The organism is Microbacterium testaceum (assembly GCF_001476285.1).
GTDB lineage: Bacteria > Actinomycetota > Actinomycetes > Actinomycetales > Microbacteriaceae > Microbacterium > Microbacterium testaceum_B.
The window spans coordinates 1-13235 of sequence record NZ_LDRU01000087.1 but is presented as its reverse complement, the minus strand read 5'-3'; the positions used below and the strand labels follow the sequence as shown (position 1 = coordinate 13235).

Below are 13235 nucleotides of genomic sequence, written 5' to 3'. Positions count from 1 at the left end.
CGGGTCCGTTCGCGGGCGAGGTGCGAGCCGCCGCGAGACCTGGTCTTCCGGCCCGTCGGCAACTACTCTCCCGGCTATGCACACCGTTCCCCTGGGCCCTCGACGGACACGCGTCTCGCTCTACCTCGGCCTCGTCCTGGCCGTCATCATGATCATCGTCGGCATCGTGGCCATCGGCGTCGACGGACCGATGTGGTTCGCCCTCGTCATGATGATCCCGGGCGCCGTCATCGCCGGGATCGCCATCGTGCGGCTGGTGCTGCTTCGCCAGACCTGACACGGCGAAGGGCGGCGGCCTCACGGCCACCGCCCCGACGTCGTGGACGCGCCTACTTCGCCGGCTTCTTCTCCGGGACCGGCGCGTTGCCCGAGGCGCGCAGCGCGGCGTAGTACGCCGCCGCTTCGTTCTGACGGTCGTCCTCGACACCCGTCGCGATCGAGGCACGCACGTGCTCGGGCCCGTAGCCGAAGGCATCCACGAGATCCTGCGCGTGCGGCCGGAGGCGCGCGCACAGCCGATCGATGTAGCTCGAGACCGCCGCCGCACGCTGGGTCGACAGGCGACCGTTGATGAGGTGCCACGCGAGGTGCTTCTCGATGAGCTGCAGACCGAACAGGTCGCGCAGCCACGTGAGCACTCGAGCCGTGCCGGGGTCGGAGATGCGGTTGATCGCGTCGGTGAACGCCTCCCACTGCAGCAGCTCGCCGTGGGCGCGCGCCGCTTCGATCAGCTCGGCCTGGTTCGCGTTGAACAGAGCGGCCGCGTCCTCGCGGGAGAGCTTGGATGCCGGACGCAGCCGACCCGCGATGTCAGCGATCATCTGCTGGACGCGACCCGCGAGCAGCTCGTGCTGCTGGTCCGCGCGGAGCCCGCGCTCGACCGAGCGAGCCGTCGACCCGAGGTCGGTGACCGCCTGCCCGAGCTGGCGCAGCCCCGCCCCGTGGAAGAGCTTGCCCGCGGTCTGGCCGACGGCGAACGCGGCGAGCTGCTTGGCATCCTTGCCCTTGAACTGACGGGCGTAGTCGGCGAGCAGACGCTTGCCCACGAGCTGCAGGAGGATGTTGTTGTCGCCCTCGAAGGTCACGAAGATGTCGAGATCGGCGCGCAGCCCCACGAGACGGTTCTCGAAGAGGAAGCCCTGTCCGCCGCAGGCCTCACGCGCCTCTTGCAGGGTGTCGAGCGCGTGCCAGGTCGACAGGGGCTTGAGGGCCGCGGCCAGGGTCTCGAGGTCTTCGCGGTCGGCGTCGGTGTCGAGCGCGCCGCTGAAGACGCCGTCGAACTTCTGCAGGAACTCGTCGTGCGCGAAGATCTCGGCGTAGGTCGTGGCGAGGCGCGGCAGAAGACGGCGCTGGTGCTTGCCGTAGTCGAGCAGCGTGACCTCTGGGGTCCCGCTGCCCGAATCGAACTGGCGACGCTGGTTGCCGTAGGTGATCGCGATGATCAGGCCGATCGCCGAGGCCCACGCGGCCGCGCCGTCAAGCGAGACACGGCCCTGGACGAGCGTGCCGAGCATCGTGAAGAACCGGCGACCGGGGCTCGCGATGTCGCTCGAGTACGTGCCGTCGGGGGCGACGTCGCCGTAGCGGTTCAGGAGGTTCGTGCGGGGGACACGGACGTGGTCGAAGTGCAGGCGTCCGTTGTCGATGCCGTTCAGGCCGCCCTTGAGGCCGTCGTCCTCACCGCCGATGCCGGGAAGGAAGTTGCCCTCCTCGTCGCGCAGGGGCACGTAGAAGCAGTGCACGCCGTGGTTGACGCCGTTGGTGATGAGCTGCGCGAACACGGTCGCGGCCTTGCCGTGGAGAGCGGCGTTGCCGAGGTAGTCCTTCCAGGCCCCGCGGAAGGGGGTGTGGATCACGAACTCCTCGGTCTCGGGGTCGTACGTGGCGGTCGTGCCGATCGCGGCGACGTCGGATCCGTGGCCGGTCTCGGTCATCGCGAAGGCGCCGGGGATCTCGAGGCTCATGATGCCGGGCAGCCACTTGTCGTGGTGCTCGGCCGTGCCGAGCTGCAGCACCGCGGAGCCGAAGAGGCCCCACTGCACGCCCGACTTGATCTGCAGGCTCGGGTCCGCGGCCACGAGCTCTTCGAAGCCGGCGATGTTCGCGCCGTTGTTCTCCTCGCCGCCGAATCGCTTCGGGAAGGCGCGGTGCACGGCGTTGTTCTGCACGAGCAGGTGCAACTGGCTGAGGGTGCGCTCGCGGTGCGCGTCCATCCCCAGGCTGTCGTCGCGCCACAGCGCGGGGTCCTTGAGCATCTCGCGCGCCTGGCGGCGCGTGTCGCCCCAGGTGCCGAGGAGCAGATCGGTGACCCGATCGATGTCGATGCGCGACTCCGCGGCCTCGGCGGCGGAGTGCGGAGCGGACGGCGCACCCCCGACGGGCGTGCGCGTGCTCGTGGCGGGCGTGGTGGGACGGACGGCGGCGTCGGTCATTTCGGCACCTTTCGACGTTGCAAAGGGATGCCACCACGGTAGGAGTCCCACAACGCACCGGCAAACGGTGTGTGAGGTGTCGACAATGCCTTCGGGCGACGAGAGGCGGGGTCGTTGTGGGTGGTCAACATTCCCGTGCGGAGCCTGTGGGGATGCCCGTCTCAGTTCGCGGCGACCACCGTCAGGATGCCGTCGCCGTACGCCTCGCGCTTCTTGGCGCCGATGCCGGTGATGCCGTCGAGGTCGCCGGTCGACGCGGGACGCGCGGCCGCGATGGCCCGGAGCGTGGCGTCACCGAACACGATGTACGCCGGAACGCCCTGTTCGCGGGCCTTCTCGGCGCGCCACGCGCGCAGAGCCTCGAAGAGGTCGCGGTCACCCGGAGCCACGTCGTCGGCGCTGGACTTCCGCGGGCGCGAGGAGCCCCCGCCGGTGCGGCCCAGGACGTCGCGGCGGAGCGGCACCGGCGTTTCGCCGCGCAGCACGCCGGCCGATGCCTCGCTCAGCGCGAGGGTGCCGTAGTCGCCCTGGGCGACGATGATCCCCCGGGCGAGCAGCTGACGGATGACACTGCGCCAGTCCTGATCGGAGAGGTCGGCGCCGAGCCCGTAGGTGCTGAGCCGATCGTGCCCCTGCTGGGAGATGCGCTCGGTCTTCGCTCCACGGAGGATGTCGATCAGGTGCCCCGCCCCGAACGCCTGACCCCGCTCGCGCTGCAGGCGGACGATGGTCGACAGCAGCTTCTGCGCGGCGATCAGCCCGTCCCACGTGTCGGGCGGGGTGAGGCACGTGTCGCAGTTGCCGCACGGTTCGGACTTCTGCCCGAAGTAGTCGAGGAGGTTCTGGCGGCGGCATCCGACCGTCTCGCACAGGGCGAGCATCGCGTCGAGGTGTTGACCCAGACGCATCTTGTAGGAGCGATCGCCGGGCGATTGGTCGATCATGCGGCGCTGCTGCACCACGTCGCCGAGGCCGTACGCCATCCACACGACCGAGGGGTCACCGTCGCGGCCGGCGCGGCCGGTCTCTTGGTAATAGCCCTCGACCGACTTGGGCAGGTCGATATGGGCGACGAAGCGCACGTCGGGCTTGTCGATGCCCATGCCGAACGCGATCGTGGCGACCATGATCACCCCGTCTTCGCGCAGGAAACGGGACTGGTTCGCGGCGCGCACGGAGGCGTCGAGACCCGCGTGATAGGGCAGGGCGTCGAGGCCCTGCGTCGAGAGATAGGTCGCCATCTGTTCGACGCTCTTGCGGCTCAGCGCGTAGACGATGCCGGCAGAGCCCTCGGGCTGACTCTTGATGAACTGCACGAGCTGGCGTCGCGGGTCGACCTTGGCGTCGATGCGGTACTGGATGTTGGGGCGGTCGAAGCTCGCGACGAAGCCGCGGGCGTCGCGCAGCCGCAGCCTCTCGACGATCTCTTGCGCGGTGGCGGGAGTCGCCGTTGCCGTGAGCGCCATGCGCGGCACCCCGGGGAAGCGGTCGGCCAGATCGCCGAGCGCGAGGTAGTCGGGGCGGAAGTCGTGACCCCACTGCGACACGCAGTGCGCTTCGTCGATCGCGATCACGCTCAGACGTCCGCGCGAGAGCAGCCCGAGCGTCTGCGCGCCGTTCAGCCGTTCGGGGGCGACGTAGAGCAGGTCGAGCTCGCCCGCGAGGTACGCCTGCTCGACGGCCTGGCGCTCGGCGGGGGCCTGCGTCGAGTTGAGGTACCCGGCGCGCACGCCGTTGGCGATGAGCGCTTCGACCTGGTCGTGCATGAGGGCGATCAGCGGGCTGACGACGAGCCCCGTGCCGGGCCGCACGAGGGCCGGCACCTGGTAGGTGACGCTCTTGCCACCTCCGGTGGGCATGAGGACCACGGCGTCTCCGCCGTCGACGACGTGCTGCACGATGTCGGCCTGGTCGCCGCGGAAGGCGTCGTACCCGTAGACCTCGTGAAGGACCTCGCGCGGGTCGCGACCGGTGAAATCGCGCACCGCCGGGAGTTCGCGCGCGGTGCCGGTCGCGGCCGCGGCGCGCGCGAAGGCGGAGGTGGGGTCGACGGGCGGCGGTGGAGCATCGAGATCGTCGGGCGGGGCGAAGAGATCGGGATCCCAGTCGACGTCGGCGTACGGGTCGTCGTACCCGCCGAACGGCTCGGGCGGCGCGTCGGCGTAGGGCTCGGGGGCGGCGCCGGAAGAAGTCACCCGTCCACGGTAACCCGGGGCACCGACACCCGCGTGGGACGGTCCGGGCATCTGTGGACGGTGGCTCACAAATCCGGGGTGTGCAGACGAGCCAGGTACCGCTCGACGCGGAACGGAACCCCCGCGCGATCGCTCAGCGACACCGCCACGATCACGGCGGTGGTCAACGGGATCGTCCAGGCCGCGGGCTGTGCGAGAACGGCGCCCCAGCCGTCGGCATCCGGGATCATCCCTCCGGCCACGAACGCCGCACCGCACGCGATCGCGCCCACCACCATGCCCGCGACCGCGCCCCGCGCCGTCAGACGCGGCCACCAGACGCCGAGCAGCAGCACGGGCGAGAGCGTGGATGCCGCGAACACGAACACCGCGCCCACGCTCGACACGAGACCCGCGGGTTCGGTCAGCAGCGCGACCGCCAGCGGCACCACCGTGCAGAGCACCGCCGACAGGCGGAACGAACGCACGCTGCCGCCGAACACGTCCTGGCTGACCACGCCCGCGAGCGAGACGACCAGACCGGACGAGGTCGCGAGGAACGCGGCGAAGGCTCCCGCGACGATGAGCGCCGTGAGCAGCTCGCCGACCACGCCGGGGAGAAGGCGCGAGGGCAGGGCGAGCACGACGGTGTCGGCGAGGCCGCGCACCGCCAGATCGGGCGCGACCACCCGGGCGATGAGTCCCATCGTCGACGACACGGCGTAGAACGCGCCGATGAGCACGATGACGACGACGGTCGTGCGTCGCGCCGACCCGCCGTTCGGGCTCGTGTAGAAGCGCACGAGCACGTGCGGGAGCCCGATCGTGCCGAGGAGAAGGGCGAGGAGCAGCGACACCGTGGCGTAGGTGTCGACGGCACCGGGGCCGTCGGCGGCCGGGAAGATCGCGGCCGGGTCGAGGTCGCGCCCGCCCTGCGACAGCGCGACGAGGAGGAACACCGCGGGCACGAGCAGCGCGGTGAGCTTGAGCCAGTACTGGAACGCCTGCACGGCGGTGATCGCGCGCATGCCTCCCGCGGCGACGATCCCGGCGACGAGGGTGGCCACCACCACGGCACCGGTCCACCGGGGCACGTCGGCCACGACGCCGAGGGCGAGGCTCGCCCCGTGCAGCTGCGGCACGATATACAACCAGCCGATCATCAGCACGACGACACTCGTGATCCGCCGGGCCGCGCGCGACTCGAGCCGCGCCTCGACGAAGTCCGGGATCGTGTACGCACCGCTTCGTCGCAGCGGCGCCGCGACGAAGAGCAGGACGAGCAGATACCCGGCCGCGTACCCGATCGGGAACCAGAACCCCTCGGAGCCCGAGAGCAGCACGAGGCCCGCGAGCCCCAGGAACGTCCCGGCCGAAAGGTACTCGCCGCTGATCGCCGAGGCGTTCCACACGCTCCCGACGCTGCGTGAGGCGACGAAGAAGTCCCCGGTCGTGCGTGACAGGCGCACGCCCGAGAAGCCCAGCACCGCGGTGACGACGACCAAGAGCCCCACCGCGGCGAGATCGAACACCGGGTTCACGCGTCGGATCCGGGGTCGGCGAGGTGGCGGTAGCGCCGTTCGTTGCGCGCCGCCGCGCGCACGAAGATGAGCGCGAAGACGAGGATCAGCGGATAGAAGCCGTACGCCTGCGCGAGCCACGACAGCGGCACGCCGAACAGCACCGGATCACCGAGCGCGGGAAGCGCTGCGATCGCGACCGCGAACGCCCCCGCCACGACGAGGAACGCGGCCACGCAGCCGATCGCGAGACGGAGCTGCGCGCGGACCAGCCCGCGCGAGAACACGTCGTCGGCCTCGTCGGGAGCGTGTCCCGGCAGCGCGAAGCCGCGCGTCGCCGGGCGCGGCACCCGAGCGGATCCGGATGCCGTGACCCGGACGCGCGGAAGGCGCGGCGTCTCGTCGGTCATGGCCTCCCATCGTGGCATCCGGGGCGGTCGGCGTCGATGCGCGTCCTCTCGTTCTCACACCTCCCGGGACAGCGGGACCGGGGGCGTCGCGGCGGCGGGGTCGAGGTCGACGCGACGGGCGCGGCATCCGGTGCACCGCACGTAGCGCACGCGCCCCTCGCTCGTCGCGTGCACCGATTCCGTGACCCACGCGTGCTCGTGGACGGATGCCGTGACGGGAAGCGAGAGGGTGTCGGGGGCGCTCATGGAGCCAGCGTGCTGTAATGCCCTTATGCATCTCAACCCTTACGGCGAGTACGCGGTCCTGCTCGCCGCGTCACTCGCGAACGACTGGCCCGCCGACCGCGACGGCGTGGAGCAGAGGGCGAGGGAGCTGGGTATGTCGATGGAGTTCCCCGTCGGCGCCGACGATCACGAGCGCACGCGCGAGGTCATCGACGCGTGGTTGCGGGTCGTCGACGAGCCCGATCACGACGCCCGCGCCGCCCTGCTGAACGCGCAGATGGCCGAAGTGACGGCCTACCCCCGGCTGACGAACCACAACGGGGAGGGCTGGCACCTGCACTACCGCGACGAGAACGACGCGCTCCCGCGCGTGCTCGCCGCGGTCATCTCGGTCGGCACCGCGCTGCACCTCGTCACGCGGGGTCAGGACCGCCTCGGCCGCTGCGCGGCGGAGCCCTGCGTCAACGTCGTCGTCGACGTCACGCGCAACGGACGTCAGCGGTACTGCTCGGTGCGCTGCGCGAATCGCGCGGCCGTGCGCCGGCACCGCGCGCGTGGGTAATGCCGGCGCACGCGAGAGCATGTCCCACTTTTTGCCGCCTGAGACCGTCCCCCGCAGCACATTTCGGGACATACTCCGCGAAAAGTGGGACATGCTCTCGCCGGGCGCCTCAGCGCAGCAGAGCGTCGCGCACCGACGGCACGAGCCGACGGCTGACCGGCAGCTCGATCTCGGCCAGGACCACCGACGGCGCCGGACCCGACAGGCGCACCTCGACGATGGCATCCCGATGCACGAGGTACGACCGGTGCACGCGGACGAAGCCGGCATGCGCCCAACGATCGGCGAGATCGGACAGCGGCAGGCGCACCAGGTGGTCGCAGGTCGGGGTGTACAGCCGCGAGTAGTCGCCGCTGGCCTGGACCCACCTGATCTCGGCGCGACGAACCAGGCGCGTGGTCGACCCGACGGTCACCGCGATCGTCTCGTCGTCGTCTGCGTCAGCGCCCGCGCCCGCGCCCGCGCCCGCCGCGAGGGCACGCCCGAGCGAACGGCTGAGGCGCTCGGCGCGGACGGGCTTGAGCACGAAGTCGACGGCCTCGACGTCGAACGCCTCGACGGCCCCCGCGTCGTCGGCGGTGACGAAGACGACCGCGGGTCGCTCGCGCAGGCGCGCCAGAGCGCGAGCGAGGTCGAACCCCGAGAGCCCCGGCATGTGGATGTCGAGGAACGCCACCGCGACGTCGACCGTGTCGAGGATGCGCAGGGCCTCGGCCCCGCTCGCAGCCGCGTGCACCTCGGCCACGCGCGGGTCGGCGGCGAGCAGCGCGACCAGTTCGGCGCGCGCCGGCGCCTCGTCGTCGGCGACCAGAACCGCGACGCTCACGGCAGCGCCGTCTCGTGCTGCGGCTGCGACTTCGGCACCCGCAGGCGCACGGCCGTGCCCGAGCCGACGTTCGTCTCGACCACGAGGCCGCCCGCGGGCCCGTACAGCTGCCGCAGGCGCGCGTCGACGTTGCGCAGCCCCACGTGGGTCGATGCGGCGTCGAGGTCGAGCAGCGTCGCGAGTTCATCGGGGTCCATCCCGATCCCGTCGTCGTCGACGACCACCTCGGTGTGCGTGCCGTCGTCGATCGAGGTCACCGTGATGACCCCGCCGCGCTCTCCCGGCTCGAGGCCGTGCCGCACCGCGTTCTCGACGAGCGGCTGCACCGACAGGAACGGGATGACCGTCGCGAGCGTTTCGGGCGCGATCCGCAGGCGAACCGACAGCCGGTCGCCGAACCGGGCGCGCTCCAACTCGAGGTAGGAGTGGATGCTGCGCAGCTCTTCGGCCAGCGTCGTGAACTCGCCCTGGCGGCGAAACGAGTACCGCGTGAAGTCGGCGAACTCGAGGACGAGGTCGCGAGCGCGCGGCGGATCGGTCGAGATGAACGAGGCGATCGCGGTGAGCGCGTTGTAGATGAAGTGCGGACTGATCTGCGCCCGCAGGGCGCGCAGCTCCGCCTCGGCGAGCGCCGCGCGCGAGGCGTCGAGACCCGCGAGCTCGAGCTGCGCCGCGCACCACTGCGCGACATCGCCCGTCGCCCGCACGAGCGGTCCGCGCACGGGCGACGCGAAGGCGATCACGGCGCCCCAGACGCGCCCGTCCACGACGATCGGCGCCCCCACGGCATCGCCGTCGCTCTCGGTGAACACCTGCCGGCGTCCGGTCTCGCGAACACGCGCGGCGATGCGGCGCGCCGATGCGGTCAGCGTCTCGGGGCCGTCCAACGCGACCCGGTCCGCGGCCGCGTCGACGATCGCGACGGCGTCGGCCGCGAGGAGCGTCCGCAGGTGCTTGGCCGCGCGGGCGGCATCCGGTTCGTCCCGTCCCCCGCGGAGAGCGGATGCCGCCGCGGCGGCCAGGTGCAGGGTCCGATGCGTCGCCCGCTCGGCGTCGCTCCCCAGGTCGCGCGGCGCGAGAGCGAAGCGGCGTGCGAGGACCAGCGCGAGGGTCAGCGCCGCACCGACGACGACCCCCGCGGCCCCGGCGAGCAGCGGTGCGTCGAGCATGCTCGCAGCCTAGTCAGCAGCAGCGCGCGCCGGGGTCGGCATCCTGGTCCGCCGCACGCTGCCGCCAGAACTGCCGTTCGGTCAGGGGCTCCTCCTCCGGGTGGTGCACCCGGTGGTGCGCGACGTACACGTCGTAGGCACGGTCGCCCATGAGTGTCGTGACGTACCACCGGATGCCACGCCCGAGCCGCGCGAGGCGCACCCCGAGGCGAGTGAGGGCCGGACCGGATTCCGCGTGTGACAGAGCCATGACGACCTCTCAGTGGTGCGCCGACGCGGTCGGACGGGCAGGGTGGTCGGCGGGGAGGGCCTCCCACTCCTTCTCGATCTCGCGCTCGGCCTTCGTGGCGAGGAAGCCGGCGGGAGCGAAGCGACGGGATGCCACGGGGGCGTCCTCGAGGTCGGCACCGCCGCCGTTGCGCAGGGCCTTGATCGTCACGATCACGGCCATGACGATCACGACGATCGCCAGGGTCACGAAGATCACCGACAGCACGCCCTGCACGAAGGTGTTGCGCACGACCGCCTCCATCGCGGCGACCGTCTTCGCGGTGCCGAACTCGGTCTTCCCCGCGGCGAGCGCATCGCGGAACGCGAAGTGGTTCGCCCAGTACCCCACCGCCGGAACCGGCGAGAAGATCTTGTACATCGACGCGGTGATCGTGACGACGGCGGCGAACGCCAGGGGCAGGGCAACGATCCACAACCAGCGGAAGTACGACCGGCCCCGCTTCGCGACGATCGCCAGCACCACGGCGAGCGCGATCGCGGCGAGCAGCTGGTTCGCGATGCCGAACAGCGGGAAGAACGTGTTGATGCCGCCGAGCGGGTCGGTCACGCCGAGGATCAGGATCGATCCCCACCCGGCGACCATGACCGCCGTGCAGATCCAGACGCCGGGACGCCACGACAGGTCCTTGAACTTCGGGATCACGGTGCCGATCGAATCCTGGAGCATGAAACGGGCGACGCGAGTTCCGGCATCCACCGCCGTCAGGATGAACAGGGCCTCGAACATGATGGCGAAGTGGTACCAGAACGCCATCATCGCCTGACCGCCGAGGGCCTGCTGCATGATGTGCGCGAGACCGAGCGCGAGGGTCGGCGCACCGCCGGTGCGCGAGACGATCGAGGTCTCCCCCACGGCCGCCGCCGTGGTCGTGAGCATGTCGGGCGTGAGGTTGACGCCCGCGAGCCCCAGCCCGTTCACGAACGCGACGGCTCCCTCGACCGTGCCCAGGGTGGCCGCGGGCGAGGCGTTCATGGCGAAATAGATGCCGCGGTCGATCGAGAGGGCGGCGACGAGCGCCATGATCGCCACGAACGACTCCATGAGCATTCCGCCGTAGCCGATGAAGCGCGTCTGGCGCTCCTTCTCGACGAGCTTGGGCGTCGTGCCCGAGGCGATGAGCGCGTGGAACCCGCTGAGCGCACCGCACGCGATCGTGACGAAGAGGAAGGGGAAGATCGGGCCGCTGAACACCGGACCGGTCTGTCCCCCGGCGAACTCGCTGAACGCGGGCACCGAGATCTCGGGACGCACGAGCACGATGGCGCCGGCGAGCATCACGATGACGCCGACCTTCATGAAGGTCGAGAGGTAGTCGCGGGGAGCGAGCAGCAGCCAGACGGGCAGCACCGCGGCGACGAAGCCGTAGACGATGATGCCCCACGCGATGACGGAGCGGTCGAGGTGGAAGGCGGCGTAGCCCCACTCGGTCGAGGCGACCCAGCCGCCGGCGATGATCGCGCCGATCAGCAGGACGAAGCCGATGATCGAGATCTCGGTGATGCGGCCCGGGCGGATGTAGCGCAGGTAGAGCCCCATGAAGAGGGCGATCGGGATCGTCATCGACACGCTGAAGACGCCCCACGGGCTCTCACCGAGGGCATTTACGACGACGAGCGCGAGGATCGCGACGATGATCAGCATGATCAGCAGGCTCGCGAGAATCGCGGCGGTGCCGCCGATCTTGCCGAGCTCGTCGCGCGCCATCTGGCCGATCGTGCGACCACCGCGGCGCATCGAGAAGAAGAGGACGAGGTAGTCCTGCACGGCGCCCGCGAGGATCACGCCGACGATGATCCAGATCGTGCCGGGGAGGTAGCCCATCTGCGCGGCGAGCACGGGCCCGACGAGGGGACCGGCGCCGGCGATGGCGGCGAAGTGGTGGCCGTAGAGCACGCGGCGGTCGGTGGGGACGTAGTCCTTGCCGTCCGCCTTGCGCTCGGCGGGGGTGGCCCGACGGTCGTCGGGACGCGTGATGTAGCGCTCGATCACCTTCGAGTAGAAGCGGTAGCCGATGAGGTACGTGCAGACGGCGGCGAACACGAACCAGATCGCGTTCACCGTCTCGCCCCGCACGATCGCGAGCATGGTCCAGGCGAGGCCGCCGAGCAGCGCGATCGCGACCCACAGCGCGATCTTGGCCGGGGTCCATCTGCTCCGGAGCTTTTCGGGCGGAACGGCGACCGGGGGAAGGGTCGGGTCGGTGACGACGTCGTCGTCGACGGAAGCGCTCATGTTGTCTCCTGCTCGCGGCGTTGCGGACTCGCACAGTGAACCGGATGCCGCGCGCCCGTGGCCGCGGCATCCGTCGATCGTGCGGTGAGCGGCGTGAACGGTGCGGTGAGCGGTGCGGCGGGGCCCTCACCCCCCGTCCCGGGCTCGCCGAAGGGGCCGGAGGCTTCGACGTTTGTCGAGGGGGTGCGGAACACCGCACGGCCCCCGTACGTTGCTGAAGAGACCGACGACAGGAGGCGCCATGACCGACGCACTGACCGTGACCCGCAACGACGACGCCCATCGCTACGAGATCCACGTGGGCGAGGAGCTGGGCGGGTTCCTCGAGTTCCGCCCGGCCGGCGAGGGCCGGCTCGTCCTCCCGCACACCGAGGTCGATTCCGCGTTCAAGGGACGCGGCCTCGGCTCGACGCTCGCGAGCGAAGCCCTGGGCGATCTCGCCCGCCGAGGCGACAGCGTCATCCCCTCGTGCCCGTTCGTTGCGCACTACCTCCGCGAGCACGACGTTCCCGGCCTCGTCATCGAGTGGCCGCACGACACCGACGCGGCCGATTCGGCCGACCCCAGCGAACCGGCATGACCCGCCTCGACGTCGCGCCGGAGGCATCCGAGGGCCCCGTCGAGTGCGACGGACCCCGCGCCCTCGTGGTCGAGGCGCGCGAGGTTCCGCTGGGTGGCGTCCGCGCGATGGAGGTGCACCGCACGCTGCCGCACCGCGCGCTGCCGATGGTCGGGGCGTGGTGCTTCCTCGACCGGTTCGGCCCGCAGGAGACGCTCATGCGCGTCGAACCGCACCCGCACATCGGCCTCCAGACGGTGACCTGGCCGATCATCGGGGAGGTCCGCCATCGGGATGCCGTGGGCAGCGACGTCGTGGTGCGCCCGGGCGCGCTGAACCTCATGACGAGCGGCGAGGGTATCGCCCACTCGGAGTACTCGGTCGGCGACGAGGCGATCCCGCTGGACGCCCTGCAGCTGTGGGTCGCGCTCCCCGAGTCGCGCCGCCACGGGGCTCCCGCTTTCGAACGGCACGAGGATCTCCCCGTCCTCGATCTCGGCGACGGCGCGGACGCGGTCATCGTCATGGGCGAGCTGGGCACGGTGGCCTCCCCCGCGACCGTGCACACGCCGATCGTGGGGGCCGAGCTGCGCCTCCCCGCCGGCGTCCGCGTGCGCATCCCTCTGAGACCCGACTGGGAGCATGCACTCTACGGAATGATCGGCACCGCGGATGTCGAGACGGGAATGGATGCCGTCGACGCCGACGCAGCGCGCCGCTCGTCGCCCGCCCTGAACGACGGCGGTGTGGCATCCGTCGACGGATCCCGCCTGCTCTACCTCGGCACGGGCAGGGACCACGTCGACGTCGTGAGCGTCGACGTGGTCCCTGCCC

13 protein-coding genes are annotated in these 13235 nt (G+C 71.1%); 4 read left to right on the top strand and 9 right to left on the bottom strand.

All coding sequences use genetic code 11. From position 1 onward, the window contains the following. Nucleotides 1–76: 76 nt before the first annotated feature. Nucleotides 77–277, top strand: a complete 201-nt coding sequence (locus NS283_RS14570; protein ID WP_058597582.1) for a hypothetical protein — start codon at nucleotides 77–79, stop codon at nucleotides 275–277. A 52-nt stretch (nucleotides 278–329) separates the two neighbouring features. Here NS283_RS14570 and NS283_RS14565 read toward each other — a convergent pair whose 3' ends face one another. From NS283_RS14565 to NS283_RS14545, 5 genes are all read right to left on the bottom strand, one after another. Next, on the bottom strand, nucleotides 330–2432 hold the full coding sequence (locus NS283_RS14565; RefSeq protein ID WP_058597581.1) for an acyl-CoA dehydrogenase family protein: 2103 nt from the start codon (nucleotides 2430–2432) through the stop codon (nucleotides 330–332). 161 nt (nucleotides 2433–2593) lie between these two features. Beyond that, entirely contained in the window at nucleotides 2594–4627 is a 2034-nt protein-coding gene (gene recQ / locus NS283_RS14560; protein WP_058597580.1) for a DNA helicase RecQ, read from the bottom strand. A 65-nt stretch (nucleotides 4628–4692) separates the two neighbouring features. Then, a complete protein-coding gene (locus tag NS283_RS14555) occupies nucleotides 4693–6147 on the bottom strand; it encodes a sodium/solute symporter (RefSeq protein WP_058597579.1) in 1455 nt (484 codons plus the stop codon). Then, nucleotides 6144–6536 (bottom strand): hypothetical protein, encoded by a 393-nt coding sequence (locus NS283_RS14550; protein ID WP_058597578.1) that lies wholly within the window; start codon nucleotides 6534–6536, stop codon nucleotides 6144–6146. The genes NS283_RS14555 and NS283_RS14550 overlap by 4 nt, the downstream gene beginning before the upstream one ends. Nucleotides 6537–6590: 54 nt before the next feature. Next, nucleotides 6591–6782 carry a hypothetical protein gene (locus NS283_RS14545; RefSeq protein WP_058597577.1) on the bottom strand — a complete coding sequence of 64 codons (192 nt, stop codon included), beginning with the start codon at nucleotides 6780–6782 and terminating at the stop codon, nucleotides 6591–6593. Between the two features lie 25 nt (nucleotides 6783–6807). Between NS283_RS14545 and NS283_RS14540 the strand changes: the two genes are divergently transcribed. After that, nucleotides 6808–7323 carry a CGNR zinc finger domain-containing protein gene (locus NS283_RS14540; protein ID WP_058597576.1) on the top strand — a complete coding sequence of 172 codons (516 nt, stop codon included), beginning with the start codon at nucleotides 6808–6810 and terminating at the stop codon, nucleotides 7321–7323. Between the two features lie 109 nt (nucleotides 7324–7432). Here NS283_RS14540 and NS283_RS14535 read toward each other — a convergent pair whose 3' ends face one another. The 4 genes from NS283_RS14535 to NS283_RS14520 are packed head-to-tail and all read right to left on the bottom strand — an operon-like array spanning nucleotide 7433 to nucleotide 11842. Further along, nucleotides 7433–8149, bottom strand: a complete 717-nt coding sequence (locus tag NS283_RS14535; RefSeq protein ID WP_058597575.1) for a LytR/AlgR family response regulator transcription factor — start codon at nucleotides 8147–8149, stop codon at nucleotides 7433–7435. Continuing rightward, a complete protein-coding gene (locus NS283_RS14530; RefSeq protein WP_058597574.1) occupies nucleotides 8146–9318 on the bottom strand; it encodes a sensor histidine kinase in 1173 nt (390 codons plus the stop codon). Before NS283_RS14530 ends, NS283_RS14535 begins: the two co-directional genes overlap by 4 nt. A gap of 13 nt (nucleotides 9319–9331) precedes the next feature. After that, nucleotides 9332–9568 (bottom strand): YbdD/YjiX family protein, encoded by a 237-nt coding sequence (locus NS283_RS14525; protein ID WP_058597573.1) that lies wholly within the window; start codon nucleotides 9566–9568, stop codon nucleotides 9332–9334. A 9-nt stretch (nucleotides 9569–9577) separates the two neighbouring features. Next, on the bottom strand, nucleotides 9578–11842 hold the full coding sequence (locus NS283_RS14520; protein ID WP_058597572.1) for a carbon starvation CstA family protein: 2265 nt from the start codon (nucleotides 11840–11842) through the stop codon (nucleotides 9578–9580). Nucleotides 11843–12083: 241 nt separating this feature from the next. On the opposite strand from NS283_RS14520, the gene NS283_RS14515 reads away from it, so the two are divergent. Beyond that, the gene (locus NS283_RS14515; protein WP_058597571.1) at nucleotides 12084–12422 is read left to right on the top strand and encodes a GNAT family N-acetyltransferase; all 339 of its coding nucleotides are present in this window, start codon (nucleotides 12084–12086) and stop codon (nucleotides 12420–12422) included. Next, a partial coding sequence (locus NS283_RS14510) for a pirin family protein (protein WP_058597570.1) occupies nucleotides 12419–13235 on the top strand: 817 nt, incomplete at its 3' end. The genes NS283_RS14515 and NS283_RS14510, both read left to right, overlap by 4 nt.

Coding starts and splice junctions, on each gene's coding strand:
- NS283_RS14565 (WP_058597581.1), bottom strand. CDS start 2,432: ATGACCGACGCCGCCGTCCGTCCCACCACGCCCGCCACGAGCACGCGC.
- NS283_RS14525 (WP_058597573.1), bottom strand. CDS start 9,568: ATGGCTCTGTCACACGCGGAATCCGGTCCGGCCCTCACTCGCCTCGGG.
- NS283_RS14515 (WP_058597571.1), top strand. CDS start 12,084: ATGACCGACGCACTGACCGTGACCCGCAACGACGACGCCCATCGCTAC.
- NS283_RS14550 (WP_058597578.1), bottom strand. CDS start 6,536: ATGACCGACGAGACGCCGCGCCTTCCGCGCGTCCGGGTCACGGCATCC.
- NS283_RS14570 (WP_058597582.1), top strand. CDS start 77: ATGCACACCGTTCCCCTGGGCCCTCGACGGACACGCGTCTCGCTCTAC.
- NS283_RS14530 (WP_058597574.1), bottom strand. CDS start 9,318: ATGCTCGACGCACCGCTGCTCGCCGGGGCCGCGGGGGTCGTCGTCGGT.
- NS283_RS14520 (WP_058597572.1), bottom strand. CDS start 11,842: ATGAGCGCTTCCGTCGACGACGACGTCGTCACCGACCCGACCCTTCCC.
- NS283_RS14540 (WP_058597576.1), top strand. CDS start 6,808: ATGCATCTCAACCCTTACGGCGAGTACGCGGTCCTGCTCGCCGCGTCA.
- NS283_RS14545 (WP_058597577.1), bottom strand. CDS start 6,782: ATGAGCGCCCCCGACACCCTCTCGCTTCCCGTCACGGCATCCGTCCAC.